Consider the following 25,324-nt stretch of genomic DNA (forward strand, 5'->3'; position numbering starts at 1 on the left):
GATGTTCTACGCCGTCATCCCGGCGGGCGGCAGCGGCACGAGGTTGTGGCCGTTGTCCCGTGCCGGCCACCCCAAGTTCCTCCACCCGCTGACCGGTACCCCGGCCTCGCTGTTGCAGGCCACTGTCGACCGGTTGTCGCCGTTGACCACTCCGGAGCGCACGCTCGTGGTCACCGGGGCCGCGCACGCCGCGGCGGTGGCTCGGCAACTGGCCGGCCTGCCGGAGGAGAACATCCTTGTCGAGCCGTCGCCGCGGGACTCCTGTGCCGCGATCGCGCTGGCCGCGGCGGTGATCGCCGCCCGGACCCCGGACGCGGTGATGGGCTCGTTCGCCGCCGACCACCTGATCGGCGACCCGGCCCGGCTGGCCGAGGTGGTACGCCAGGCGATCCGGGGCGCGGAGCAGGGGCTGCTGATGACTGTGGGCATCACCCCGACGCGCCCGGAGACCGGCTACGGCTACCTGGAGACCGGCGACCCGGTGGGGGACGGTCCGCTGCGCCCGGTACACGAGTTCAAGGAGAAGCCGGCCGCCGAGGTGGCCGAGGTCTACGTCCGTTCCGGCCGGCACCTCTGGAACGCCAGCATGTTCGTCTGGCGGGTGGACGTCTTCCTGGCCGAGCTGGCCCGCCAGCAGCCGGAGCTGCACGCCGGGATCACCGCCATCGCGGCGGCCTGGGGGACGCCGGAGCAGGACGACGTGCTCGGCCGGATCTGGCCGACGCTGCCCCGGATCTCGGTCGACTACGCGGTGATGGAGGGCGCGGCGACGGCGGGCCGGGTGGGCACCGTGCCCGGCGACTTCGGCTGGAACGACGTCGGCGACTTCCACACGCTCGGCGAGGTGCTGCCCGCCGACGGCGCCGGCAACGTGGTGCTGGGCGGGGACGCGAAACCGGGCGTGCTGCTGCACGACACCACGGGCACCGTGGTGGTGCCGCACTCGGGCCGGCTCGTCGCCACCGTCGGGGTGCACGACCTGATCGTCGTGGACACCCCGGACGCGCTGCTGGTCTGCCCGCGCGACCGCGCGCAGGACGTGAAGAAGATCGTGGACGAGCTGAAGGAACGCGGCGAGGAGGGCCTGGTCTGATCGGCCGCGCGCCAGGCCGCCGGAGCGGGACACGCCCGGCGGCGCGGCGCGGTGCCCTCGTTCAGCCGCGCGTACGGCGGGCCAGCGCCGCGAGCGCCGGGGGCACGAGCTGCGCCGTGGCGTGGGCGAGCGGCTCGGGCAGCCGGTCCGGCGGGAACCAGCCGAGCGCCTCGGACTCCGCGCTGACCTGCTCGACCGCACCGGCCGGGGCCAGCACGGTGTACCGGACGTCGTAGTGGAACGAGCCGCCCTGACAGGCGACCTGATGGATGTCCACGTCGATCGGCTCCGGCTCGATGGTCAGGCCGCTGATGCCGGACTCCTCGGTGGCCTCGCGCAGCGCGGTGCCCACGAGCGTCCGGTCGCCGGGCTCGCAGTGCCCGCCGAGCTGCATCCACCTGCGGATCTTGCCGTGCAGGCAGAGCAGCACCCGGCCGTCCGGGTCGAGCACCAGCGCGCTCGCGGTGACGTGCCCGGCCCGGTGCGTCCGGCTCATCGCCACCGGCCCGTCGGCCAGCAGCGCCAGGGTCCGGTCCCGGGCGGCGTCGGCGGCGGGGCTGGTCGCCGCCCAGCGGCTCAGCGTCGCGACGGCGTCGGCGTGCAGCTCGCTGTACGAGATGAGATCGGGCACCCGGACACTCTACGAGCGCCGCCTCCGTACCCTGGCGCGGTGACCCTGCGACTCGTCGAGTTCCTGGTGGCCGGCAACGAGGCGAGCGACCTCCTGCCGGTGCGGTCGGCCGCGCTGCTGCGGGCGCACGGTGCGCGCCGCGGCTTCTGGACGGTGCTGGACGAGGGGCCGGTCGAGGAGTGCCTGGCGCTGCTGCTGGAGCGCGACGACGGCCACTGGGAGGCGCACCACGTGGCCGCCGACGCCGGCCCGGAGAACGGCCGCACGGAGGACGGCGAGGCGCTCGCCCACCACGACGGCTGGGTGTACGTCTTCGGCTCGCACTTCGGGTCCAAGGGCGGCCCGCTGCGGCCCCGGCGCGCGTTCGTGGCCCGGTTCCGGGAGGACGACGCCGTGGCCGGGCCGCTGCCGGTGCGGGTGGTGCGCAACCGTTTCCGGCTGCACCGGGCGGTGAACGACGCGCTCGCCTCCGCGCCGCTGACGCTGCTGCCACCGGGTGAGCGGGTCCGGGAGCGGTTCATCGTGGAGACGCTGGCCCGGGGCACCGCTCGTGCCAAGAGCTGGGTGACCCGGCTCGCCGCCGACGACCTGCCGATCAACGTCGAGGCGGCGGCGTTCACCGCGGACGGTACGGCGCTGCTCGGGCTGCGTTTCCCGGTGACCGCCGAGGGGGAGCCGGTCTACGTCGAGCTGGCCGGCGTACCGGAGATGTTCGGCGACCCGGAGCGGTCGGGTGACCTGCGTGCGCTCGGGGCGTACGCGCTGACCGGGGTGACGCCGCCCGGTGCGCTCACCGGTTTCCGCGCGATCACCCCGACCGGCGACGGCGGCTACGCGGCGGTGACCGGGTCGATCGACGCGCTCGGCAAGGGTTCGGTGCTGCTGGACGACCACCCGCACGGCGGCGAGGTGACCTCCCGGCACGTGCGGTTCCGGCACGACGCGGGCGGGGACGCCCTGTTGACCGGGGAGGTGGTCGCGGAGCTGGCGCCGTTCCACCACGTGGAGGGGCTGGCCGAGCTGGCGGGACGCTGCTACTACGTCACCGACGAGGACCACCGGGTGGCACTCTGGATCGGATGAGCGAGGGCCGGGCGGCACCCCTGCGACTGATGTCGCAGACCCTCGTGGTGCCACCCGGCCACGCCCGTCAGCCGGCGTCCGGGTCATCGTTGCGCCCCGGCGTCGGCAGGCAACAGAGAGTTTGCCGAACGGGCGTGCCCGGCGTCGAGGTTTTTCACCTGACGCTTAAAGATGGAGATTAGTACCGGCGGGTACAGTGCGAAGTGTGGCGGGCACCCCCGCCGTCCGCACGGGAGCAATCCATGTTGAAGATCATTTTCTCGGGCGAGGACGTCCTGCGGACCCGGGTCGCCCCGGCCGCGGACCCGCTCTGGGAACTGGTCCTCAGCCTGCACCTGCTCCAGGGGCGCAGCCGTGACCCGATGATGACCACGTGGCGACGCACGGTGGCGCACGGCCTGCGGACCGACACCGACGCCGAGCAGTACCGCCTGCTGCTCGCGCTCAACCCGCCGCGTGGCTACTTCCCCGACTTCCTCACCCCGTCCGCCAGCCGGGAGGGCTTCGAGGCCGGGCTGGACGCGGTCCGGGGCACCCCTGTGGACATGTTGCAGCGCGACCTGACGCTCCTCGCCGGGGAGACCACGCTGCCGTCGTCGGCCACCGCGCTCGCCCGTGGCGAACCGGAGACGCTGCACCACCTCACCGACGCCATGGCGCGCTACCAGTCGCTGGCGGTCACGCCGTACTGGTCCCGCGTGCAGGCGGCGGTCGAGGCGGACCGGGCCCGGCGTGCGCGCGCCATGCTCGACGGCGGCGCCGAGGGGCTGCTGGCGAGCCTGCGGCCGAACATGCGCTGGGTCTCGGGCGTGCTGGAGGTGCTCGACTACCCGGACACCCGGGAGCTGCACCTGGACGGCCGCGGGCTGCTGCTCGTGCCGTCGTTCTTCTGCTCGCGTACCCCGGTGGCGCTGGTCGACCCGACGCTGCCCCCGGTGCTGGTCTACCCGGTCGACCGGCTGGCCGGTCTGACGCCCGCGTCCGGCACCGCCGCGTCACCGCAGGGCGAGGCGCTCGCCGCCCTGCTCGGCCGGACCCGCTCCCGGGTGCTCCAGGCCGCCGACGAGGGCTGCACCACCGGCGAGATGGCACGCCGGCTGCGCATCTCCGCCGCCGCGGCCAGCCAGCACACCACTGTGCTGCGCAACGCGGGGCTGCTGGTCAGCCGGCGCGACCGCAACACCGTCCTGCACACGCTCACCCCGCTGGGCCGGGCCGTCCTCGACGCCTGACCGTCTCAGAGCGCCAGCGTGGCGCTCGCGGTGCTGCCGGACGGGGGCGGGAGCAACGTCGAGTCGACGCCCTCGGCGGCCAGCGCGGCGCGCAGACGTTGCAGGTCCGCGCCGAACCGGACCAGATCCGCCGGGTCGACAGGGGCGGGCGCCGCGCCGAGCAGCAGGCCGGTGGCCGAGGTGGGCCAGCCGGGCACCGTGGCGGCGAGTCCGGCACGTACCTCGTCGTCGGTCACGTGGGTGAAGACCGTGCCGGGCGCGACCACGTCGGCCACCGCGTCGATCGCCCGCCGCACCGCGTCCGGGTCGGCGGGCTCGGGGCCGATCCGGTCCGCGAGCGTCGCCGCCGCCCGCAGACCGGCGGCGCGCGCCTCGGCCGTGCCGAGCGAGAACAGGTCCATCGAGGCGTCGCGGACGAGCGCGCGGGCGCCCTCGTCGTCGTCCCGGGTCGCGGCGAGGTAACCCCGGACCACCGCGACCGGTACCTGGTCGCACTTGCCCTTGATCAGCTCACCGGCGGCGGCGAGTTCGTCGACCACCGCCATCTGGGTGACGAACAGTTCGTTGCCGTACGGGTCGACCTCGCCCCGGTGGTCCCGGATCGCCGGCATGCCGGCCACCCCGAGCGCCACGTCGGTCAGCCCGTTGCGCCATGGGCGGCCCATGGTGTCGCTGACGATCACCGCCACATCGAGGCCGTACCTGTCGCGCAGCGCGTCGCGCAGCGCCCGGGCGGACGCGTCCGGGTCGACGGGCAGCAGCACCAGGCGGGTCTTGTCCACGTTCGAGGCGTCGATGCCGGCGGTGGCCATCACGAACCCGTGGTGGGTCTGCACGATCCGGGTCGCGCCCCGCGTCGCCACCACCCGGGCGGTCTCGCCGGCCAGGATGCGGTCCCGCTCGGCGAGCCGTTCCGGGCCGTCGGCCGGCACGTCGACGAGCCGGCCCTCCGCCTTCGACACGATCTTGCTGGTGACCACCAGGACGTCGTGGTCGCGCAGCCAGGGCGCCGCACCGGTGATCAGCGCCGCCAGGTCGTCGCCCTCGGTCACGTCGCCGATGCCCGGCACCGGCAGGATCTCCAGCCTCACATCAACTCCAGCGCGGCGCGCACCATCGCGGCGGTCGCCGCCTCGTCGGTCATCCGCAGCGGCGCGGCGCGGACGGTCACGTCCGGCACCACGGCGTCCTCGTCCTCCGGCGCGACCAGCCAGCCGTCGAGCAGCCCGCCCGCCGACCGGGCGCCGTAGAGGCCGCCCACGCCGGCCGCGCTGCACTCCACGCCGAGCACGGCGAGGCAGCGGTCGGCCATGCCGCGTACCGGCGCGCCGCCGATGATCGGCGACACCCCGATCACCGGGGCCGGCCCGCCGGTCACCGCGTCGCGCAGACCGGGCACCGCCAGCACCGGCGCGATGCTCACCACCGGGTTGCTCGGCGCGATCAGCACCACGTCCGCGGCGGCGATCGCCTCGACCACGCCCGGCGCGGGCTTCGCCGTGTCGGCGCCGACGAAGACGAACCGGTCGGTGGGTACGGCGGCCCGATGGCGCACCCACCACTCCTGGAAGTGGATCGCCCGGCGGCCCTGGTCGTCGGTGACGACGGCGTGCGTCTCCAGGCGGTCGTCGGTGGCGGGCAGCAGCCGTACGCCCGGCTGCCAGCGCGCCGCCAGCGCCTCGGTGACCTGGGACAACGGGTAGCCGGCGTTGATCATCTGGGTGCGCACCAGGTGGGTGGCGACGTCCTTGTCGCCGAGGCCGAACCAGCTCGGCTCCGCGCCGTACGCGGCCAGCTCGTTCTTCACCGTCCAGGTTTCGCCCGCCCGGCCCCAGCCCCGCTCCGGGTCGGCGCCGCCGCCGAGCGTGTAGAGCACGCTGTCCAGATCGGGGCAGACCTTCAGCCCGTGCAGCAGCAGATCGTCGCCGACGTTGACCACGGCGGTCACCTCGGCGCCCACCTCACGGGCGTACGCCCGCACGCCGAGCAGGAAACGGGCGCCCCCGATGCCGCCGGTCAGTACCACGATGCGCATGACGTCCATCCTTGCGCACGCGCCGCCGTCGATCGTCCGGTGGCCGGAGAGACTACGCTCACTTCGGCAACTGTCCGCTTTCGTCCCCTGGGGGAGTCCGTGACCAGCCCCGCCGAGCCCGCGTCCGGCGACGCCGCGCAGGCCAGCCAGTTGATCAAGCCGTTGCGCGAACTGGCCGCGCTCGTCCTTCTCGGCGCCAACGCCGTGCTTCTCTTCGTCGGCCTGCTGCGCCTGCTGGTGCCGGTCGACTACAGCACGTTCAGCAGCCGCGCCGGGAGTACGTACTTCGCCTTCATCGGCCTGGAGGCGACGGTCCTGCCGCTGCTCGCCGTCCTGATCGCCACCGTGATCCTCCCGGTCGTGCCGAAGGCCAAGCTGATCACGCAGGTGGCGCTCGTCGAGTACGCCGTCTCCGTCGTGTTCGGCGCGCTGACGTTCCTGATCTGGCTGGTCGGCCGGCTCGCCGACGGTGAGGTGCTGGACGCGTTCCTCGGTCTGCTCACCCGCGTGGCGTGGTTGGCGATCTTCGGGATCGCCGCGTTCGTGGTGTTCAAGATCTGGCGCACGCTCTACTACGTGCCGAAGCCCAAGGCGCAGCCGGGCGTGTACGGCCAGCCCCAGCCCGGCTGGCCGCAGCAGCCGGGTCAGGGCTACCCCGGCGCGGGCGGCTACCCGCAGCAGCCCGGCCAGGGTTACCCGCAGGCCGGCTCGCCCCCGCCCGGCTGGCCGCAGCAGCAGCCCGGTCCGTACGGCCAGCCGCAGTCGGCGCCGCCGTTCAACACCGCGCCGCCGCACGCCCCGCAGTCCGGCCCGCCGTCCGCCGACCCGCAGGCCGGCTCGCCGTACGCCGGTCCGCAGCAGGCGCCGCAGTACGGCTCGCCGCAGTCCGCGCCGTTCGGCCAGCCGCCGTCGGCCGACCCGACGCAGGCGATCCCGCGCCAGTCCGCCGAGCCGGGCGCGCCGTCGCCCGCCGCCGACGACGAGCGCACCCAGCGGTTCGACCGCGAGGACCCGAACCAGCCCCGCTGAGGTCCGGGCGGCGGGCGACGGAGCATCGTCGCCCGCCGCCACCGGAGCCCGCCGCTGATGCGGGGGATCACCCGGTTCGTCCCGATGCCCGGACCGCGACCGGGGGCGGGCGTCCGGCCGTCCGGCAGCGCTTAGGCTGGGCGGATGGTTGATCGCAGCGACCCCGAACCGACCGAGGCGAGCATCCGGCGGGCGCTGGGGCGGGCCGCCACCGGCCGGGCACTCGACGCCGGCGAGGCGAGTGCGCTGCTCGCCGCTCGCGGGCCGATGCTCGACGACCTGCTCCGGATCGCCTCCGACATCCGCGACGCCGGGCTGCGTGACGCCGGGCGGCCGGGCGTGGTGACGTACTCGAAGAAGGTCTTCATCCCGCTGACCCGGCTCTGCCGGGACCGCTGCCACTACTGCACGTTCGCCACCGTGCCGCACCGGCTGCCCGCCGCCTACCTGGAACGCGACGAGGTGCTGGCGATCGCCCGCGAGGGCGCCGCGCAGGGCTGCAAGGAGGCGCTGTTCACGCTCGGCGACCGGCCCGAGGAGCGGTGGCCGGCGGCCCGCCGGTGGCTGGACGAGCGGGGGTACGACTCGACGCTGGACTACCTGCGCGCCTGCGCGGTGGCGGTGCTGGAGGAGACCGGCCTGCTGCCCCACCTGAACCCGGGCGTGCTCACCTGGTCGGAGCTGCAGCGGCTCAAGCCGGTCGCGCCGAGCATGGGCATGATGCTGGAAACCACCGCCACCCGGCTCTGGTCCGAGCCCGGCGGCCCGCACTACGGCTCGCCGGACAAGGAACCCGCGGTACGCCTGCGGGTGCTCGACGACGCCGGCCGGGTCGGGGTGCCGTTCACCACCGGCATCCTGATCGGCATCGGCGAGAACCGGGCCGAGCGGGTCGACGCGATCTTCGCGATCCGCCGCGCGATGCGGGAGTACGGCCACCTCCAGGAGGTGATCGTGCAGAACTTCCGCGCCAAGCCGGACACCGCGATGCGCGGCATGCCGGACGCGGAGCTGCACGACCTGGCCGCCACCGTGGCGGTGGCCCGGGTGCTGCTCGGCCCGAAGGCCCGCATCCAGGCCCCGCCGAACCTCATCGCGGGCGAGTACGACCTGCTGCTGCGCGCCGGCATCGACGACTGGGGCGGCGTCTCCCCGGTCACGCCCGACCACGTCAACCCGGAGCGGCCCTGGCCGCACCTCGACGAGCTGGCGGCGCGTACCGCGAGTGCCGGGTTCACGCTGCGCGAGCGGCTGACCGTCTACCCGGAGTACGTCCGGGCGGGCGAGCCGTGGCTGGACCCGCGCCTGCTGCCGCACGTCACGGCGCTCGCCGACCCGGCCACCGGGCTCGCGGTCGAGGCGGCCCGCCCGGTGGGACGGCCGTGGCAGGAGCCGGAGTCGGGCTACGGCGGCCGGACGGACCTGCACGTCACGATCGACGTGACCGGCCGTACCGACGACCGGCGGGGCGACTTCGACAGCGTGTACGGCGACTGGGCCGAGGTGGCCGGCAAGGTGGCGCCGGAGGCGCGCGCGGGCGTACCCCTGGGTGCCGGCGCGGACGCCGACCTGCGCGCGGGCCTGCGGCTGGCCGCTGACGACCCGGCCGCGCTGCTGACGCCGGCGCACGAGGCCAAGGCGCTGGCGCTGTTCGGCGCGGACGGCCCGGCGCTGGACGAGCTGTGCCGGCTGGCCGACGACGCGCGCCGGGACGCGGTCGGCGACGACGTGACCTACGTGGTCAACCGCAACATCAATTTCACGAACGTCTGCTACGTGGGCTGCCGGTTCTGTGCGTTCGCGCAGCGGGAGAGCGACGCCGACGCGTTCCGGCTCTCCCTCGAGCAGGTGGCCGACCGGGCCGAGGAGGCGTGGACGGCCGGCGCGACCGAGGTCTGCCTCCAGGGCGGCATCGACCCGAAGCTGCCGGTCACCGGCTACGCCGACATCGTCCGCGCGATCAAGGCGCGGGTGCCCGGCATGCACGTGCACGCGTTCTCCCCGATGGAGATCGCCACCGCGGCCGCGAAGGCCGGCGTACCGGTCCGGGAGTGGCTGCTCCAGCTCCGCGAGGCCGGGCTGGACACCATCCCGGGCACCGCCGCCGAGATCCTCGACGACGACGTGCGCTGGGTGCTCACCAAGGGCAAGCTGCCGGCCGCCGCCTGGGTCGAGGTGGTCAGCGCGGCCCACGAGCTGGGCATCCGGTCCAGCTCCACGATGATGTACGGCCACGTGGACCACCCGGGCCAGTGGCTGGCCCACTTCCGTGTGCTGGCCGGCGTGCAGGACCGTACCGGCGGGTTCACCGAGTTCGTGGCGCTGCCGTTCGTGCACACGAACGCCCCGATCTACCTGGCCGGCATCGCCCGCCCGGGCCCGACCTGGCGGGAGAACCGGGCGGTGCACGCGATGGCCCGGCTGCTGCTGCACGGCCGGATCGACAACATTCAGTGCTCCTGGGTGAAGCTCGGCGACGAAGGCACTGTGGAGATGCTGCGCGGCGGCTGCAACGACCTGGGCGGCACGCTGATGGAGGAGACGATCTCCCGGATGGCCGGTTCGGGCAACGGCTCGGCCCGTACCGAGGAGCAGTTGCGGGCCATCGCCACCGCCGCCGGGCGCCCGTTCCGCAAGCGGACGACCGCGTACGGTCACGCCCGCGCCTGAGGTCGAACCTTTCCCCGACGCGCGCCGTACCTGTCGATGCCGGCGGCGGTTTCGGCGAGGACCGCCGCCGGTGACCCCGAACCGGGGCTCGGCGGTGTCCGGGCGCCGGGGCCCGTTGCGGCGCTGTGGCGCCGGTCCGGAAAGGTTGCCGATGAGCACTGACGAGACCACCGAGGCGCCGAAGAAGCGGCGGACCTGGCCGCGGTTGACCCGCAGGCAGACGCTCACCGCCGCGGCGAGCGCGACACTGGGCGCCGCCGCCCTCACCGTTCCGGGCCTGTCCGCCGCGCAGAACAACCCCACGGCGAACCGGCGCGACGAGCCGATCGTGGTCCACCTCCGCGACGCCGCCGCCGGCGTCATGGACGTCTTCGTCGGCACGAACCGGGTCGAGGTACGCGACCGCGGCCTGGCCGACCGCCTGGTGCGCGCCGCCGGCCGGCGCTGATCCCACCCTTCACCGGCGTGGGCTCCCGGCGCCGGTTCCGACTTCCGTTCCCCCGACGAAGGTGCGTCCGCCATGTCCTCTCACCGCGAGGCCCCGGAGATCGCCAAGGATCCGGTCGCCGACAGTTCCGACCTGTACGCGTTCGTCACGCCGAACCAGCCCGACACGGTCACGTTGATCGCCAACTACGTGCCGCTGCAGCTTCCCTCCGGCGGCCCGAACTTCTTCGAGTTCGGTGACGACGTCCGGTACGAGATTCACATCGACAACGACGGTGACGGTTATCCGGACGTCACCTATCGTTTCGAATTCACTACCGAGATCACGAACGAGAACAGTTTTCTCTACAACACCGGGCCGATCGAGTCGCTGGAGAGCAAGAACTGGAACCGGCGCCAGTTCTACCGGCTGACCCGCATCGCGGACGGCCGCGCGCGGGTGCTGGCGCACAAACTGCCCTGTCCGCCGTGCAACGTCGGCCCGCTGTCGACGCCGAAATACCAGAACCTGGTCCGGCAGGCGACGTTCAAGCTGTCCACCGGCGAGAAGGTGTTCGCCGGGCAGCGGGCCGACGGGTTCTTCGTCGACTTGGGCGCGGTGTTCGAGCTGGGTACGCTGCGGCCGTTCCAGCAGCTGCACGTCGCCGGCAAGAAGCTGTTCCGGGCCGAGGGCGAGCCGGTGAACGCGCTGGACCGGCTCAACGTGCACAGCCTCGCCGTGCAGGTACCGCTCGCCCAGGTACGCCGCAAGGCCGCCCGCTACAGCCCCGCCGACCGCGCCTCGACCATCGGGGTGTGGACGAGCGCGTCCCGCCAGCAGGTCCGGGTGCTCGGCGACCGGGTCTCCGCGGACACCGCGGCCGGCCCGTTCACGCAGGTGTCGCGGCTCGGTAACCCGTTGTTCAACGAGGTCATCGTGCCGATGTCCAAGAAGGATGTCTGGAACACGCTGCCGCCGTCGGAGGACAAGCGGTTCGCCGGGTTCGTCGAGCGGCCCGAGCTGGCCGCGCTGCTGCCGGCGCTCTACCCGGGTGTGTTCCCCAATCTGGACGCGCTCAACAAGTCCAAGAAGCCGCGCGCCGACCTGGTGGCGATCCTGCTCACCGGCGTCCCGGCCGGACTGATCGACGGCTTCGCCAACACCACGGGCGACGTGCAGGCGGACATGTTGCGGCTGAACACGGCGATCCGGCCCAGCCGCACGCCGGACCGGTTCGGCGTGCTCGGCGGCGACCTGGCCGGTTTCCCCAACGGCCGCCGTCCCGCCGACGACGTGGTGACCATCGCGCTGCGCGCCATCGCCGGGCTGACCGTGCCGCTCGTCGACAAGACGTTCCGCCCGGACGCCGCCGCCGCGGCGGTGACGCCCGGCCTGAGCGCGGCCGACGTCACCGCGCCGTTCCTGGCCGACTTCCCGTTCCTCGGCACGCCGTACGACGGGTTCGGCAACCCGCAGGCGAAGAAGTCCTGACGGGAGGCGGCTGATGTCACACCATCACGATCTCGGCCCGTCGGAGGTCGGAAGCGTCGTGCTCGATCTCGGCGGCGATCGGGGCGCGCTGATCATCCACACCGGGCGGGACCTGCACGGCCGGGAGATCGAGATCAGTCGGGTGGACCTCGACGGTCCGCGGACCCACTCCGCCGTACGTGAGCGGCACGTCCGGGACGGGGTGTTCCACAGTGCCGTCTACCCGGACCTGGAGGCGGGTGTGTATACCGTTTGGTGGGACGACCACACGTCCGCCGGGGCGATCTCGGTCACCGGCGGGTCGGTCGCCGAATTCGTCTGGCCCACCAGCTCACCAGCCCGCTTGGACTGATCCGTCAGTCATCTCGGAACCCGCGCCCCGTCCACCATGTGGACGGGGCGCGCTCGGCGTTGGACGGCTCGACGGGCGGTGTCGCGGGAAGCGGGTTACCCTTTGCCCCACCAATTCTGATCTTGGTACGAGCGGCCGGCGGGGGCGTCCGGCCGGCCTGCCGGCGATGCGCCACGGCAGAAAACTTCCGGCAACTCGCCGGGGAGGGCGTTACTCGTCCGGGGTCTGAATCGATAGGGCAGGTTGCGAGGCTACGGGCGACCGCGGCGGTCGTCCCGGACGTGTCGGGAGGGCGACTCCATTATCAAGTTTGGCTTGACGGCGCACGCATTACACGCGTGTAATTTGAATGGGGTTGTTCGCACGGAACGCAACAAATGGTGACCGTACGGACAGGCACGCCTTTCGCGTGGGGGGTTGCAGCGGCGAATGACGCCGGTGCGCGACAAGGAGGCAATCGATGGACGGCCAGCTCGAGGTGGCCGACCTGCTCGGGAACGCGCCGGAGTGGCAGGAGCGAGCGCTCTGCTCGCAGACCGACCCGGAGGCGTTCTTTCCCGAGAAGGGCGGCTCGACCCGCGAGGCGAAGCGCATCTGCTCGCGGTGCGAAGTGAAGACGGAATGCCTGGAGTACGCGCTCGGTCACGACGAGCGGTTCGGAATCTGGGGTGGCCTCTCCGAGCGGGAGCGGCGCAAGCTCAAGCGGCGGGTCGCCGCCTGATCGACGTACGGGTCCACGGGGCGGTGGGGGCCGCTCCGGACCCGGGTCGCCGTCCGGCCGGAGCGTCCGGCCGGGTGGCGGCGCCCACCGGCCGGCCCCCGGCGACCGGTCAGGCCAGCTCGTCCGGATCGACCCCGAGCAGATTCGCCACCTGCTCGATGATCACGTCGTGCACCAGGTCGGCGAGGTCCTCACGGTCCATCGCGCGGAACTCCAGCGGCCGCCGGTAGAGCACGATGCGCGGCGGCACCTCCTGGCGGCCCGGCCGCCCGGGCAGCAGCCGGGCGAGCGGCACCTCGCCGTCCTCCAGCACGTCCGAGTCGTAGACGTTCAGGTCCGGCGGGACGTCCTCGACCGCGAACTCCACACCGGCCAGCTCCTTGGCGAACCGGCGTTCGAGCGTCTCCACCGTGTCGAGCACCAGATCGTCGAAGACCTCGGCCTTCGTCCGGGCCAGTGGCACGGTGGCCGGCACCAGCCGCCCGCGCAGCCCGCGACCGTGCCGGTCGCGGTGGGTGCGCCGGCCGGAGCCGGGGCGGCGGTTCTGCGGGCTCGTCATGACGGACAGGGTAGCCCGGGGCGACGGTCCACCCGCTGTCGCGCGGCCGTCCGGCGTGCCGGTGCGCCGATCGGAGGAATTGTGATCACCATGACGGGCGTGTCGTAACGCGAAGCGGTGCGCCGGACCCGGTAATGGGGATACCCTGCCGCCGTGAGGTCACCACGGCGCTGCTCCCGTAACGGCTGCCCCCGGCAAGCGGTCGCCACATTGACCTATGTCTACAACGAGTCGACGGCGGTGGTGGGCCCGCTCGCCGCGTTCGCCGAACCGCACACGTACGACCTGTGTGAGCCGCACGCCCGCAACCTGACCGCCCCGCGCGGCTGGGACGTGGTGCGGCACGAGGGCGAGTTCGAGGCGCCGCCGCCCACCACGGACGACCTGGTGGCGCTGGCCGAGGCGGTACGCGAAGCGGCGCGCCCGGCCCCGCCCCGTCCTCCCGAGGACGAGCCCACCAGCAAGCCCCAGGCCCCCCACCAGCAGGGCCGCCGAGGCCACCTCCGGGTCATCCCGCCCCACCACTGACCCGCCGTCAGGCTTTTCGGTCGATCATGAGGTTGACGGCGTTTTCGATCTCCCTGAGTGCCGCCAACTTCATGATCAACGGGGCGGGGTGCCGGGCGGGGGGACCGGGTGCGGTCAGTGGCCCAGGAAGCGGTTGAAGGCCTCGGCTCGGCGGGACGGGCGGGACGTGCGGTGCTCTCTCCGGTCGGCTGAGGACATCACCCGCAGGCCGGCGTTCATGGCGAGCCAGCGCAGCGGCTCCGGTTCCCAGCGTGGGGAGCGGTGGCCCACCCAGGGCAGCGCCGTCAGGTCGCTCTCCACGCCCCGGATCAGGTCGGCCAGCGTACGGCCGGCGAGGTTGCTGGTGCCGACGCCGTCGCCGACGTAGCCGCCGGCCCAGGCGAGCCCGGTGCTGCGGTCCAGCCCCACCGACGCGGCCCAGTCCCGGGCCACGCCGAGCGGCCCGCCCCAGGCGTGCGTCACCGGCACCTCCGGCCCGAGGACCGGGAACAGGTCCGCGAGCGCGCGGCGCAGCGCCGTGAACACCCGGGGCTCCCTGTCGAATCCGGGCCGGACCCGGGAGGCGTAGTGGTAGGGCGCGCCCCGCCCGCCGAACGCCAGGCGGCCGTCGGCGGTGCGCTGGCCGTACACGATGACGTGCCGGTAGTCGGAGAACGTCTCCCGCTGCGCCAGCCCGATCCGTGCCCAGGTCTCCTCGGGCAGCGGCGGGGTGGCGACCATCAGCGAGTAGACGGGCGCCACGGTGCGCCGCTGGCCGGACAGCCCCGGTGTGTAGCCCTCCGTCGCGCGGACCACCACCGGTGCCCGGACCACGCCCGCCGGTGTGACCGCCGCGCCGGGCCGCACCGCGGTGACCGGTGTCCGCTCGTGGATGCGTACGCCCCGGCGCTCCACCGCCCGGGCGAGGCCCCGGACCAGCTTCGCCGGGTGCACCGCCGCGCAGTGCGGGGTGTACGTGCCGCCGCGTACCCCCTCGGCGTTGCAGCGCGCGGCGGCCTCGGCGGCGTCGAGCAGCGTCAGGTCGTCGTCGGTGAGCCCGTGCGTGTGGGCCTGGGCGACCTCGGCGCGGGCCCGGCCGAGCTGGGCCTCGCTGCGGGCCAGCGTCACCGTGCCGCCGGCCTGCCAGTCGCAGTCGATGCCCTCGGCGGCGGCGACCCGCCCCACCTCGGCGACGGTGTCGTGCATGGCCCGCTGCATGGCCAGTGCCCGGTCCCGGCCGTGCCGCCGGGCCAGCGCCGGCAGTGAGGTGGGGAACAGCGCCGAGCACCAGCCGCCGTTGCGCCCGGAGGCGCCGTACCCGGCGATCTCCCGTTCCAGCACGACGACGCGCAACGTGGGATCGGCCCGGGCCAGGTAGTACGCCGTCCACAGCCCGGTGTACCCGGCGCCCACGATCGCCACGTCGGCGTCCGTGTCGCCGGGCAACCCGGGTCGTGGTGTCAGCGGCTCGTCCAGGCCGGACAGCCAGTACGACAGCTGTTGGTAGCCGGTCATCGGGTCAGAGCCGCGACCATGCCTCGGTCAGCACCGCGCGCAGGATCTGCTCGATCTCGTCGAAGTGCTGCTGGTCGGCGATCAGCGGCGGGGCGAGCTGCACCACCGGGTCGCCGCGGTCGTCGGCCCGGCAGTAGAGCCCGGCGTCGAACAGCGCGGTGGACAGGAAGCCGCGCAGCAGCCGCTCGGACTCGGCCTCGTCGAACGTCTCCCGGGTCGTCTTGTCCTTGACCAGCTCGATGCCGTAGAAGTAGCCGTCACCGCGGACGTCGCCGACGATCGGCAGGTCGTGCAGCTTCTCCAGGGTGGACCGGAACGCGCCCTCGTTGGCCCGGACGTGCCCGATCAGGTCCTCCCGGGCGAACACCTCCAGGTTGGCCAGCGCGACGGCGCAGGAGACCGGGTGGCCGCCGAACGTGACGCCGTGCGCGAACATGCCGGTCTCGGTGAGGAACGGTTCCATCAGCCGCTCGCTGGCGATCATGGCGCCGAGTGGGGCGTAGCCGGAGGTGATGCCCTTGGCGGTGGTGATGATGTCCGGCTGGTAGCCGTACCGGACGGCGCCGAAGTACTCGCCGAGCCGGCCCCAGGAGCAGATCACCTCGTCGCTGACCAGCAGCACGTCGTACGCGTCGCAGATCTCGCGTACCCGCTCGAAGTAGCCGGGCGGCGGCGGGAAGCAGCCGCCGGAGTTCTGCACCGGCTCCAGGAAGACGGCGGCGACCGTCTCCGGTCCCTCCCGCTCGATCGCCCGGCCGATCTCCTCGGCGGCCCAGCGGCCGAACGCCTCGGCGTCGTCGCCGTGCTCGGGGGCCCGGTAGAAGTTGGTGTTCGGCACCTTGATGCCACCCGGCACCAGCGGCTCGAAGTCGGTCTTGATGCCGGGCAGGCCGGTGATCGACAGTGCGCCCATCGAGGTGCCGTGGTAGGCGATGTAGCGGCTGACCACCTTGTGCTTGGTGGGCTTGCCGGTGCGCTTGAAGTAGGCCCGGGCCAGCTTCCACGCCGCCTCGACGGCCTCCGAGCCGCCGGTGGTGAAGAAGACCCGGTTCAGGTCGCCGGGCGTGAGCGTGGCGATCTTCTCGGCCAGCTCGACGGCCTTCGGGTGGGCGTACGACCAGAGCGGGAAGTAGGCCAGCTCGCCGGCCTGCTTGGCGGCGGCCTCGGCCAGCTCGGTGCGGCCGTGGCCGGCGTTGACGACGAACAGCCCGGCCAGTCCGTCCAGGTAGCGGCGGCCCTGCGCGTCCCAGACGTACGCGCCCTCGCCCCGGACGATTGTCGGAACCTCGCCGGTCGGGTAGCTCGCCATGCGGGTGAAGTGCATCCACAGGTGGTCGGTGGCGTTGGCCATGTCAGCCCCATCGGGTCTCGGGCCGGTCAGGGGTGACACCGGCCGCTCTGCCCACGGTTATCCCACAGGCGATGCCGATAAGGCAAGTGAAAAAGCCTCAGCGCGACGGATTCAGCGCCGCATTACTGCTGTGTCAACGGAATCCGCATCAGGCGGTGCCCCAGCTGTAGGTCTGCTTGCGCAGCTTCAGGTAGACGAACGCCTCGGTGGAGAGCACCCCGGGGACGCCGCGCAGCTTCTGCAGGATCTCCAGCAGGTGCTCGTCGTTGCGGCAGACCACCTCGGCCAGCAGGTCGAACGAGCCGGCGGTGATCACCACGTAGTCGATCTCCTCGAACTCGGCCAGCCGGTCGGCGACGGACTCCAGGTCGCCGTCGGTGCGCAGCCCGATCATGGCCTGGCGGGGGAAGCCGAGCTGGAGCGGATCGGTGACCGCGACGATCTGCATGACGCCCGCGTCGAGCAGCCGCTGCACCCGCTGCCGTACCGCCGCCTCGGAGAGGCCGACCGCCTTGCCGATGCTCGCGTACGGGCGGCGCCCGTCCTCCTGGAGCTGCTCGATGATCTGCTTGGCCACGTCGTCGAGCAGAGCGTGATTGGATCCTTCACGCACGGTGACCCGACGGCCGCCGTTGGAGTTCTCCTGGTGCCGGTTGACCATCGACGCTCCTTGTGTCCGATTCCCCGGATCGATCGTAGTGCCCCGCGCAGTCTGGCGTATTTCGTGGCGAGTGGCTATTCCCGCAACGGAATCCCTTGTGAGAGAGGTTTTCTCATGTCAGGATCAGTCGTCCATCGCCACTGACCCTCCCGCCGGCGCGCCGCCCCCCGTCCCGCCGCCGACGATGCCCCCTCAAGGAGTCGTCACATGCGTAGTCCCCTTCGGACCCTCACCCGGCGTGGTCTGCTCACCGGGACCGTCGGCTCGGCCGCACTGCTCGCCACCGCGGGCACCCTGGCCGGCTGCGGGACCAAGGGCGCCCAGCAGACCGAAGCCGGGTGCAAGAGCGAGGATCTCTCCGCCACCGAGAAGAAGGTCGCCTTCTCGAACTGGCCGCAGTACATGGACACCGACGAGAAGGACGAGTCCAAGCGCCCCACGCTCGACGCCTTCGTCGCCGCCTCGGGCATCCAGGTGACGTACACCGAGGACGTCAACGACAACAACGAGTTCTTCGGCAAGGTACGCAACCAGCTCGCCGGCTGTCAGAGCACCGGCCGGGACATCATGGTCCTCACCGACTGGATGGCCGCCCGGGTGATCCGCCTCGGCTGGGTGCAGAAGCTCGACAAGTCGAAGATGCCCAACGTCGAGGCGAACCTGCTGCAGTCGCTGCGCGGTCGCTCCTTCGACGCCGAGACCCAGCTCGCCGTCCCGTGGCAGTCCGGCCTGGCCGGGCTCGCGTACAACGCGAACGTCACCAAGGAGATCCGCACCGTCGACGAGCTGCTCACCCGCCCGGACCTCAAGGGCAAGGTGACCGTGCTGTCGGAGATGCGCGACACCATCGGCCTGCTGCTGCAGTCGCTCGGCCACGACCCGGCCAAGTTCACCTCGGCCCAGTTCGACGACGCGCTGAACAAGCTCAAGAAGGCCGTGGACAGCAAACAGATCCGGCGCTTCACCGGCAACGACTACGCGCCCGACCTGGCCAAGGGCGACATCGCCGCGTGCATCGGCTGGTCCGGCGACGTGGTCCAGCTCGGCTTCGACGACGAGAAAATCAAGTTCGTGGTGCCCGAGTCCGGCGTGATGCTCTGGTCGGACAACATGCTGGTGCCGAACAAGGCCACCCACAAGGCCAACGCCGAGGCGTTGATGAACCACTACTACGACCCGGCGGTGGCGGCGAAGCTGGCCGCGTACGTCAACTACATCTGCCCGGTGCAGGGCGCGCAGGCCGAGATGGAGAAGATCGACCCGGACCTGGCGAGCAACCCGCTGATCTTCCCGGACGACACGATGCTGTCCAAGGCCAAGGTCTTCATGGCGCTCGACGAGGCGCAGGAGAAGGAGTACGAGACCAAGTTCCAGCAGGTGATCGGCGCGTGAAGGGGCAGCAGACTCCGGCCGGCGACCTGCGGCTGGTCGACCTGACCAAGCGGTTCGGCGTCTTCACCGCCGTCGACGACCTCACCCTGACCATCCCGCAGGGTTCGTTCTTCGCCCTGCTCGGCGCATCCGGCTGCGGCAAGACCACCACGCTGCGGATGATCGCCGGGCTGGAGCAGCCGACGAGCGGAAAGGTGCTGCTCGGCGAGCAGGACATCGCCGGGCTGCGGCCGTACAAGCGGCCGGTCAACACCGTCTTCCAGAGCTACGCCCTCTTCCCGCACCTGGACATCCACGAGAACGTGGCGTTCGGGCTGCGCCGCCGCGGCATCCGCAAGGTGGGCGACCAGGTCGAACGGATGCTCGCGCTGGTCCAGCTCGAGGGGTACGGCCGGCGCCGCCCGGCCCAGCTCTCCGGCGGCCAGCAGCAGCGCGTCGCGCTGGCCCGCGCACTCATCAACCACCCGCAGGTGCTGCTGCTCGACGAGCCGCTCGGCGCGCTCGACCTGAAGCTGCGCCGGCAGATGCAGATCGAGCTGAAGCGGATCCAGACCGAGGTCGGCATCACCTTCGTGCACGTCACCCACGACCAGGAGGAGGCCATGACGATGGCCGACACGGTCGCGGTGATGAACGCCGGCCGGATCGAACAGCTCGGCGCGCCCGCCGACATCTACGAGTACCCGGCCACCGCGTTCGTCGCGAACTTCCTCGGCCAGTCCAATCTGCTCGCCGCCGAAGCCGGCGGCCGCGCCGCCGACGACGTGCTGGTCACGGCGCACGGCTCGCGCTTCTCGGTGCCCGCCGGCCGGGCCCGGCTCACCGACGGGCCGGCCTTCCTCGGCGTACGTCCCGAAAAGCTGCACCTGGTCGAGAGCCCGGACCGGGTACCGGCCGGGCACCAGCACGTCGGCGGCGTGGTCAGCGACGCCTCCTACGTCGGGGTGAGCACCCAGTACCTGGTGCGCACCGCGTGGGGCAGCGAGCTGACCGCGTTCGCCGCGAACAGCGGGCTGGGCGGTCAGCTGGCGGTCGGCACGGCGGTGACCGCGCACTGGGACCCGCGGCACGCGTTCCTGCTGCCCCGGGCCGCCGGTGAGGACGACCAGACCGCGCCGCTGCTCGACGAGCCGCCGGTGGGTGCGTCGGCATGAGCGAGCGAATTGTCGGAGTGGCGGCATGAGCGCGCTGGCCCACGTACCGACCTCCGCCGGGAAACCGGCGACGCCGCCGGTGCGGCGCGGGCGCAACCGGCTCCTGCCGTACCTGTTGCTGCTGCCCGGCGCGGCCTGGCTGCTCGTCTTCTTCGCGCTCCCGCTCGTGCAGCTCGCCTCGGCCAGCCTCTACGACCCGGCCGGGTCGCTCTCCACCGGGTACGCCATGACCTGGGCGTTCAGCAACTACCCGGACGCGTTGCAGGCGTACTGGCCGCAGTTCTCCCGGTCGTTCCTCTACTCGGCCATCGCGCTGGTGCTCGCGCTGCTGATGGGCTACCCGCTGGCGTACGCGATCGCGCAGAAGGCCGGCCGGTGGAAGAACCTGCTGCTGGTCGCCGTGGTCGCGCCGATGTTCACCAGCTTCCTGGTGCGCACGCTGGCCTGGAAGACCATCCTGTCGGACAACGGCGCGCTGGTCGGGCTGCTGCGCGACGTGCACCTGCTCGGACCGGACGGCCGGCTGCTGGCCACCCCGATCGCCGTGGTGCTCGGCCTGACGTACAACTTCCTGCCGTTCCTGGTGCTGCCGCTGTACGCGAGCCTGGAGCGGCTCGATCCCCGGCTGCTGGAAGCGGCGAGCGACCTGTACGCGAGCCCGCTGCGCGCGTTCGCCAAGGTGACGCTGCCGCTGTCGATGCCCGGCCTGATCGCCGGCACGCTGCTGTTCTTCATCCCGGCCACCGGTGACTACATCAACGCCGAGCTGCTCGGTACGCCGAACGAGTACATGATCGGCAACGTCATCGACTCGGCGTTCCTGGTCCGGCTGGACTACCCGCAGGGCGCGGCGCTGTCGTTCCTGCTGATGGCCGCGATCCTGGCGATCGTCTTCGTCTACCTGCGCCGCGCGGGAACGGAGGACGTCCTGTGAGCAAACTGAAGCGCTGGCTCGCCGACCGGTGGGTGATGGGCGTGGCACTGCTCGTGCTCGGCTACCTGACGCTGCCGATCATGGTGGTCGCCGGGCTCTCCTTCAACCGGCCCTCCAGCCGGCTCTCCTACGACTTCAACGAGTTCACGCTCGACAACTGGAAGCAGCCCTGCGCCACCTCGGACATGTGCGACGCCGTGGTGCGCAGCATGCAGATCGGGCTCATCGCCACCGTCGTCTCCACGCTCCTCGGCACGCTGATGGCGTTCGCCCTGGTCCGGCACAGCTTCCGCGGCCGGTCCGGGCTCAACGGCCTGATCTTCCTGCCGATGGCCACCCCGGAACTGGTGATGGGCACCTCGCTGCTCGCCCTCTTCGTCGCCGCCGGGGTGCCGCAGGGCTTCTGGACCATCGTCATCGCGCACGTCATGTTCTGCATGTCGTTCGTCGTGGTCACCGTGAAGGCCCGGCTCTCCGGCATGGACCGGCGGCTGGAGGAAGCCGCGATGGACCTGTACGCCAGCGAGTGGCAGACGTTCCGGCGGATCACGCTGCCGCTCGTGCTACCCGGCATCGTGGCCGCCGCGCTGCTGGCGTTCTCGCTCAGCTTCGACGACTTCATCATCACGAACTTCAACGCCGGCACCACTGTCACGTTCCCCATGTACGTCTGGGGCGCCTCCCAGCGGGGCATCCCGCCGCAGGTCAACGTGATCGGCACGGCCATGTTCGTGATCGCGTTGCTGCTGGTGGGGGCCACCTCGCTGCGCGGGCGGCGGGCACGACGGGCCGCCCTCGCGGTGGTCGCCACACCGGCGGGCAAGCCATGACACTCCCGCATACCGGCCGGGCGCTGGCCGACGCCGCGCCCGTGTCGTACTGGCTGGACCGCCCGGAGCGCCCCGACGCGCTGCCGTCGCTGTCCGGTGCGCACGCCGCCGACCTGCTCGTGGTCGGCGGCGGGTACGCCGGACTGTGGACCGCGCTGCTCGCAAAGGAGGCCGACCCGGACCGTGACGTGCTGCTCGTCGACGCGGGCACCTGCGGCTGGGCGGCGTCCGGGCGCAACGGCGGGTTCTGCGCCGCGTCGCTGACCCACGGGCTCGCCAACGGCGTCGAGCGGTTCCCCGGCGAGATCGGCGAGCTGGAACGGCTGGGCCGGGAGAACCTGGACGCCATCGCCGCCACCGTGGCGAAGTACGACATCGACTGCGACTTCGAACGCACCGGGGAACTGGCGGTGGCGGTCGAGCCGTACCAGCTCGACGGGCTCGCCGCCGACGCCGAGCTGGCCCGCCGGTACGGCCACGACGTGCGGCTGCTCGACCGCGACGAGGTACGCGCCGAGGTGGCGTCGCCGACGTACCTGGGCGGGATGTGGGACGCCGACCGGGTGGCCCTGCTCGACCCGGCGAAGCTCGCCTGGGGACTGCGCCGGGCCGCGCTCGACCTGGGCGTACGCGTGCACGAGCACACCCGCGTCACCGGCCTGGCCCGCGACGGCGCCGCGCTGCTCGCCCGGACGTCGGGCGGCGCGGACGCGGCGCCCGGCTCGGTCCGGGCGCGGCAGGTCGTCCTCGCCACCAACGCGTTCCCGCCGCTGCTGCGCCGGCTGCGCTCCTGGGTCGTCCCGGTCTACGACTACGCGCTGATGACCGAGCCGCTGACGGCCGCGCAGCGCGACGCGATCGGCTGGCGGCACCGGCAGGGCCTCGCCGACACCGGTAACCAGTTCCACTACTACCGGCTCACCGCCGACAACCGGATCCTGTTCGGCGGCTACGACGCGATCTACCACTACGGCAACCGGGTGGCGCCCGCGCTGGAGCAGCGCGAGGCCACCTTCACCACGCTGGCGTCGCACTTCTTCACGACCTTCCCGCAACTCGACGGGCTGCGGTTCAGCCACCGCTGGGGTGGCGTCATCGACACCTGCACCCGGTTCTGCGCGTTCTTCGGCACCGCGTACGAAGGACGCCTGGCGTACGCGGCCGGGTTCACCGGGCTCGGCGTCGGCGCGACCCGGTTCGGCGCCCGCGTCACGCTCGACCTGCTGTCCGGCACCGACACCCCGCTGACCCGGCTCGACCTGGTGCGCCGCAAGCCGCTGCCGTTCCCGCCGGAACCGGCCCGGTCCGTGGGCATCAACCTCACCCGCTGGTCGCTCGCCCGCGCCGACGCGCGTGACGGACGGCGCAACCTCTGGCTCCGTACTCTCGACCGTCTTGGACTGGGGTTCGACTCCTGATGCGTATCCTCCTCGTCGGCGCCGGTGGCGTCGGCTCCGCCGCCGTATCCATCGCCGCCCGCCGTTCCTTCTTCGACCTCATGGTGGTCGCGGACCACGACCCGGCGCGCGCGGCGCGGGCCGTCGCCGGGCACGGCGACCGGTTCGTCGCCGCCACAGTCGACGCCTCCTCCGCCGACGCGGTGGCCGCGCTGTGCCGGGAACACCGCATCACGCACGTGCTCAACGCGGTCGACCCGCGCTTCGTCATGCCGATCTTCGACGGCGCGTTCGCCGCCGGGGCCGACTACCTCGACATGGCCATGTCGCTGTCCCGGCCGCACCCCGAGCACCCCTACGCCCAGACCGGGGTCAAGCTCGGTGACGAGCAGTTCGCCGTCGCGGAGCGGTGGGCCGCCGCCGGGCGGCTCGCGCTGTGCGGCATCGGCGTCGAGCCGGGCCTGTCCGACGTCTTCGCCCGCTACGCCGCCGACGAACTCTTCGCCGAGATCGACGAGATCGGGGTACGCGACGGCGCGAACCTGACAGTCGCCGGATACGACTTCGCGCCCTCGTTCTCCATCTGGACCACCATCGAGGAGTGCCTCAACCCGCCGGTGATCTGGGAGGCCGGGCGCGGCTGGTTCACCACCGAGCCGTTCAGCGAGCCGGAGGTCTTCGACTTCCCGGCCGGGATCGGCCCGGTCGAGTGCGTCAACGTCGAGCACGAGGAGGTGCTGCTCATCCCGCGCTGGGTGCCGGCGAAGCGGGTCACCTTCAAGTACGGCCTCGGCGCCGAGTTCATCGAGGTGCTGCGCACGCTGCACAAGCTCGGACTGGACTCGACCCAGCCGGTGCGCGTACGCGGGGTCGAGGTGTCGCCGCGCGATCTGGTGGCCGCCGCGCTGCCCGACCCGGCCACGCTCGGCGACCGGATGAGCGGCAAGACCTGCGCCGGCACGTACGTCACCGGCACAGGCCCGGACGGCCGGCCGCGCCGCGTCTACCTCTACCACGTGGTCGACAACGAGTGGTCGATGGCCGAGTACGGCCACCAGGCGGTGGTCTGGCAGACCGCCGTCAACCCGGTCGTCGCGCTGGAACTGCTCGCCACCGGCGCGTGGACGGGCACGGGCGTGCTCGGCCCGGAGGCGTTCCCGCCGACCCCCTTCCTGGACCTGCTCACCGGCTACGGTTCGCCGTGGGGGATGGAGGAACGATGACCCGGTACGGCCCGATGTACGGCCCCGACATCACGTTCCTCGGCGTGCCGCCGTGCACGGTCGAGGAGCCGGTCACGTACGCCGACGCGGACGTGGTGATCATCGGGGCGCCCTTCGACGGCGGCACCTCGCACCGGCCCGGCACCCGGTTCGGGCCGTCCGCCATCCGGCAGGCCTGCTACCTGCCGCACGACGGCTCCCGCCCGTCGCTGGCGCTGCGCGTGGACGCGCTGAAGGACCTGTGCGTCTACGACGCCGGCGACGTGGAGATGTTCGGCGGCGACATCGAACGCTCGCTCGCCGCCCTGGAGACCGCCGTGCACGCGGTAGCCGCCGCCGGGGCGATCCCGGTGGTGCTCGGCGGCGACCACTCCATCGCGCTGCCCGACGCCACCGGCGTGGCCCGGCACCACGGGCTCGGCCGGGTGTCGCTGGTGCACTTCGACGCGCACGCCGACACCGGCGACGTCGAGTTCGGCTCGCTGCACGGCCACGGCCAGCCCATGCGCCGGCTCATCGAGTCCGGCGCGGTACGCGGCGACCGCTTCCTCCAGATCGGGCTGCGCGGCTACTGGCCCGGCCCGGACACGCTGGCCTGGATGGCCGAGCAGCGGATGCGCTCGTACGAGATGACCGAGATCGTGGCGCGCGGCCTGGACACCTGCCTCACCGAGGCGTTCGGCATCGCGACCGACGATTGCGAGGGCGTGTTCCTCTCCGTCGACGTGGACGTGGTCGACCCCGGCATGGCGCCCGGCACCGGCACACCCGAGCCGGGCGGGTTCACCTCCCGGCAACTGCTCGACGCGGTGCGCCGGGTCTGTTACGAGCTGCCGGTGGTCGGGCTGGACGTGGTCGAGGTCGCGCCGCCGTACGACCATGCCGACATCACCGCGTACCTGGGCAACCGGGTGGTGCTGGAGGCGCTGTCCGCGATAGCCCGCCGCCGCCACGACGCCGAAACCGGAACCCCGTGGAACCCCACCCAGCCGCTTCTGGACAACCGCTGACCCGCCACCTCCGCCGCCCTCTCCCTC

The 25,324-nt window shown here is 72.5% G+C and carries 24 protein-coding genes; 17 read left to right on the forward strand and 7 right to left on the reverse strand.

Annotated elements, in window-relative coordinates; genetic code table 11:
- The first annotated feature begins 1 nt into the window (after nt 1).
- Nucleotides 2-1,093, forward strand: a complete 1,092-nt coding sequence (locus ACQP26_RS04925; protein WP_269702089.1) for a mannose-1-phosphate guanylyltransferase — start codon at nt 2-4, stop codon at nt 1,091-1,093.
- 61 nt (nt 1,094-1,154) lie between these two features.
- On the opposite strand, the gene ACQP26_RS04930 is transcribed toward ACQP26_RS04925, so the two are convergent.
- Nucleotides 1,155-1,724: an NUDIX hydrolase gene (locus ACQP26_RS04930; RefSeq protein WP_433495056.1), complete on the reverse strand. Its 570-nt coding sequence runs from the start codon at nt 1,722-1,724 to the stop codon at nt 1,155-1,157.
- 39 nt (nt 1,725-1,763) lie between these two features.
- On the opposite strand from ACQP26_RS04930, the gene ACQP26_RS04935 reads away from it, so the two are divergent.
- Nucleotides 1,764-2,807: a hypothetical protein gene (locus ACQP26_RS04935; protein ID WP_433495057.1), complete on the forward strand. Its 1,044-nt coding sequence runs from the start codon at nt 1,764-1,766 to the stop codon at nt 2,805-2,807.
- 242 nt (nt 2,808-3,049) lie between these two features.
- Nucleotides 3,050-4,039: an ArsR/SmtB family transcription factor gene (locus tag ACQP26_RS04940; RefSeq protein ID WP_433495058.1), complete on the forward strand. Its 990-nt coding sequence runs from the start codon at nt 3,050-3,052 to the stop codon at nt 4,037-4,039.
- Between the two features lie 5 nt (nt 4,040-4,044).
- Here ACQP26_RS04940 and ACQP26_RS04945 read toward each other — a convergent pair whose 3' ends face one another.
- Complete coding sequence (locus ACQP26_RS04945) at nt 4,045-5,130, reverse strand: coenzyme F420-0:L-glutamate ligase (RefSeq protein WP_433495059.1); 1,086 nt, start codon at nt 5,128-5,130, stop codon at nt 4,045-4,047.
- On the reverse strand, nt 5,127-6,074 hold the full coding sequence (cofD, locus tag ACQP26_RS04950) for a 2-phospho-L-lactate transferase (protein ID WP_269702082.1): 948 nt from the start codon (nt 6,072-6,074) through the stop codon (nt 5,127-5,129). Before cofD ends, ACQP26_RS04945 begins: the two co-directional genes overlap by 4 nt.
- A gap of 99 nt (nt 6,075-6,173) precedes the next feature.
- Here cofD and ACQP26_RS04955 point away from each other — a divergent pair, with 99 nt between their 5' ends.
- The 6 genes from ACQP26_RS04955 (at nt 6,174) to ACQP26_RS04980 (ending at nt 12,764) form a co-directional block, all read left to right on the forward strand.
- Nucleotides 6,174-7,103, forward strand: coding sequence for a hypothetical protein (locus ACQP26_RS04955; protein ID WP_433495060.1), 930 nt, complete (start codon nt 6,174-6,176; stop codon nt 7,101-7,103).
- A 144-nt stretch (nt 7,104-7,247) separates the two neighbouring features.
- Entirely contained in the window at nt 7,248-9,773 is a 2,526-nt protein-coding gene (locus ACQP26_RS04960) for a bifunctional FO biosynthesis protein CofGH (RefSeq protein ID WP_433495061.1), read from the forward strand.
- A gap of 151 nt (nt 9,774-9,924) precedes the next feature.
- On the forward strand, nt 9,925-10,221 hold the full coding sequence (locus ACQP26_RS04965) for a hypothetical protein (RefSeq protein WP_269702077.1): 297 nt from the start codon (nt 9,925-9,927) through the stop codon (nt 10,219-10,221).
- A gap of 72 nt (nt 10,222-10,293) precedes the next feature.
- Nucleotides 10,294-11,691, forward strand: a complete 1,398-nt coding sequence (locus ACQP26_RS04970) for a DUF4331 domain-containing protein (RefSeq protein WP_281578974.1) — start codon at nt 10,294-10,296, stop codon at nt 11,689-11,691.
- 13 nt (nt 11,692-11,704) lie between these two features.
- Nucleotides 11,705-12,043: a phospholipase gene (locus ACQP26_RS04975; protein ID WP_269702074.1), complete on the forward strand. Its 339-nt coding sequence runs from the start codon at nt 11,705-11,707 to the stop codon at nt 12,041-12,043.
- Nucleotides 12,044-12,503: 460 nt separating this feature from the next.
- Complete coding sequence (locus ACQP26_RS04980) at nt 12,504-12,764, forward strand: WhiB family transcriptional regulator (protein ID WP_013284161.1); 261 nt, start codon at nt 12,504-12,506, stop codon at nt 12,762-12,764.
- A gap of 109 nt (nt 12,765-12,873) precedes the next feature.
- Here ACQP26_RS04980 and ACQP26_RS04985 read toward each other — a convergent pair whose 3' ends face one another.
- A complete protein-coding gene (locus ACQP26_RS04985; protein WP_018787548.1) occupies nt 12,874-13,323 on the reverse strand; it encodes a metallopeptidase family protein in 450 nt (149 codons plus the stop codon).
- A 153-nt stretch (nt 13,324-13,476) separates the two neighbouring features.
- Here ACQP26_RS04985 and ACQP26_RS04990 point away from each other — a divergent pair, with 153 nt between their 5' ends.
- Complete coding sequence (locus ACQP26_RS04990; protein WP_433495062.1) at nt 13,477-13,851, forward strand: DUF3499 domain-containing protein; 375 nt, start codon at nt 13,477-13,479, stop codon at nt 13,849-13,851.
- Between the two features lie 114 nt (nt 13,852-13,965).
- Here the strand turns inward: ACQP26_RS04990 and ACQP26_RS04995 are convergent, their stop codons facing one another.
- From ACQP26_RS04995 to ACQP26_RS05005, 3 genes are all read right to left on the reverse strand, one after another.
- Nucleotides 13,966-15,345 carry an NAD(P)/FAD-dependent oxidoreductase gene (locus ACQP26_RS04995; protein WP_433495063.1) on the reverse strand — a complete coding sequence of 460 codons (1,380 nt, stop codon included), beginning with the start codon at nt 15,343-15,345 and terminating at the stop codon, nt 13,966-13,968.
- Nucleotides 15,346-15,349: 4 nt separating this feature from the next.
- Nucleotides 15,350-16,696, reverse strand: coding sequence for an aspartate aminotransferase family protein (locus ACQP26_RS05000; protein WP_269702070.1), 1,347 nt, complete (start codon nt 16,694-16,696; stop codon nt 15,350-15,352).
- Between the two features lie 148 nt (nt 16,697-16,844).
- Nucleotides 16,845-17,357 carry an Lrp/AsnC family transcriptional regulator gene (locus tag ACQP26_RS05005; RefSeq protein WP_269702069.1) on the reverse strand — a complete coding sequence of 171 codons (513 nt, stop codon included), beginning with the start codon at nt 17,355-17,357 and terminating at the stop codon, nt 16,845-16,847.
- A 207-nt stretch (nt 17,358-17,564) separates the two neighbouring features.
- On the opposite strand from ACQP26_RS05005, the gene ACQP26_RS05010 reads away from it, so the two are divergent.
- Genes ACQP26_RS05010 through speB form a run of 7 tightly spaced genes read left to right on the forward strand, consistent with a single transcriptional unit; the run spans nt 17,565 to nt 25,297 of the window.
- Nucleotides 17,565-18,749 carry a polyamine ABC transporter substrate-binding protein gene (locus ACQP26_RS05010; RefSeq protein WP_269702067.1) on the forward strand — a complete coding sequence of 395 codons (1,185 nt, stop codon included), beginning with the start codon at nt 17,565-17,567 and terminating at the stop codon, nt 18,747-18,749.
- Nucleotides 18,746-19,903 (forward strand): ABC transporter ATP-binding protein, encoded by a 1,158-nt coding sequence (locus ACQP26_RS05015; RefSeq protein ID WP_269702066.1) that lies wholly within the window; start codon nt 18,746-18,748, stop codon nt 19,901-19,903. The genes ACQP26_RS05010 and ACQP26_RS05015 overlap by 4 nt, the downstream gene beginning before the upstream one ends.
- A gap of 25 nt (nt 19,904-19,928) precedes the next feature.
- Entirely contained in the window at nt 19,929-20,837 is a 909-nt protein-coding gene (locus tag ACQP26_RS05020; RefSeq protein WP_433495064.1) for an ABC transporter permease, read from the forward strand.
- Nucleotides 20,834-21,667 (forward strand): ABC transporter permease, encoded by an 834-nt coding sequence (locus ACQP26_RS05025; protein WP_433495065.1) that lies wholly within the window; start codon nt 20,834-20,836, stop codon nt 21,665-21,667. The genes ACQP26_RS05020 and ACQP26_RS05025 overlap by 4 nt, the downstream gene beginning before the upstream one ends.
- Nucleotides 21,664-23,085, forward strand: a complete 1,422-nt coding sequence (locus tag ACQP26_RS05030; RefSeq protein ID WP_433495066.1) for an NAD(P)/FAD-dependent oxidoreductase — start codon at nt 21,664-21,666, stop codon at nt 23,083-23,085. Before ACQP26_RS05025 ends, ACQP26_RS05030 begins: the two co-directional genes overlap by 4 nt.
- Nucleotides 23,085-24,287 (forward strand): saccharopine dehydrogenase family protein, encoded by a 1,203-nt coding sequence (locus ACQP26_RS05035; protein ID WP_281578968.1) that lies wholly within the window; start codon nt 23,085-23,087, stop codon nt 24,285-24,287. The genes ACQP26_RS05030 and ACQP26_RS05035 overlap by 1 nt, the downstream gene beginning before the upstream one ends.
- Nucleotides 24,284-25,297, forward strand: a complete 1,014-nt coding sequence (gene speB / locus ACQP26_RS05040) for an agmatinase (protein ID WP_433495067.1) — start codon at nt 24,284-24,286, stop codon at nt 25,295-25,297. The genes ACQP26_RS05035 and speB overlap by 4 nt, the downstream gene beginning before the upstream one ends.
- Nucleotides 25,298-25,324: the final 27 nt, after the last annotated feature.

The sequence above is a fragment of the Micromonospora sp. CA-248089 genome (genome assembly GCF_050948515.1).
GTDB lineage: Bacteria > Actinomycetota > Actinomycetes > Mycobacteriales > Micromonosporaceae > Micromonospora.

Coding starts and splice junctions, on each gene's coding strand:
- ACQP26_RS04925 (WP_269702089.1), top strand. CDS start 2: ATGTTCTACGCCGTCATCCCGGCGGGCGGCAGCGGCACGAGGTTGTGG.
- ACQP26_RS04940 (WP_433495058.1), top strand. CDS start 3,050: ATGTTGAAGATCATTTTCTCGGGCGAGGACGTCCTGCGGACCCGGGTC.
- cofD (WP_269702082.1), bottom strand. CDS start 6,074: ATGCGCATCGTGGTACTGACCGGCGGCATCGGGGGCGCCCGTTTCCTG.
- ACQP26_RS04960 (WP_433495061.1), top strand. CDS start 7,248: ATGGTTGATCGCAGCGACCCCGAACCGACCGAGGCGAGCATCCGGCGG.
- ACQP26_RS04965 (WP_269702077.1), top strand. CDS start 9,925: ATGAGCACTGACGAGACCACCGAGGCGCCGAAGAAGCGGCGGACCTGG.
- ACQP26_RS04970 (WP_281578974.1), top strand. CDS start 10,294: ATGTCCTCTCACCGCGAGGCCCCGGAGATCGCCAAGGATCCGGTCGCC.
- ACQP26_RS04975 (WP_269702074.1), top strand. CDS start 11,705: ATGTCACACCATCACGATCTCGGCCCGTCGGAGGTCGGAAGCGTCGTG.
- ACQP26_RS04980 (WP_013284161.1), top strand. CDS start 12,504: ATGGACGGCCAGCTCGAGGTGGCCGACCTGCTCGGGAACGCGCCGGAG.
- ACQP26_RS04985 (WP_018787548.1), bottom strand. CDS start 13,323: ATGACGAGCCCGCAGAACCGCCGCCCCGGCTCCGGCCGGCGCACCCAC.
- ACQP26_RS04995 (WP_433495063.1), bottom strand. CDS start 15,345: ATGACCGGCTACCAACAGCTGTCGTACTGGCTGTCCGGCCTGGACGAG.
- ACQP26_RS05000 (WP_269702070.1), bottom strand. CDS start 16,696: ATGGCCAACGCCACCGACCACCTGTGGATGCACTTCACCCGCATGGCG.
- ACQP26_RS05005 (WP_269702069.1), bottom strand. CDS start 17,357: ATGGTCAACCGGCACCAGGAGAACTCCAACGGCGGCCGTCGGGTCACC.
- ACQP26_RS05010 (WP_269702067.1), top strand. CDS start 17,565: ATGCGTAGTCCCCTTCGGACCCTCACCCGGCGTGGTCTGCTCACCGGG.
- ACQP26_RS05020 (WP_433495064.1), top strand. CDS start 19,929: ATGAGCGCGCTGGCCCACGTACCGACCTCCGCCGGGAAACCGGCGACG.
- ACQP26_RS05030 (WP_433495066.1), top strand. CDS start 21,664: ATGACACTCCCGCATACCGGCCGGGCGCTGGCCGACGCCGCGCCCGTG.
- ACQP26_RS05035 (WP_281578968.1), top strand. CDS start 23,085: ATGCGTATCCTCCTCGTCGGCGCCGGTGGCGTCGGCTCCGCCGCCGTA.
- speB (WP_433495067.1), top strand. CDS start 24,284: ATGACCCGGTACGGCCCGATGTACGGCCCCGACATCACGTTCCTCGGC.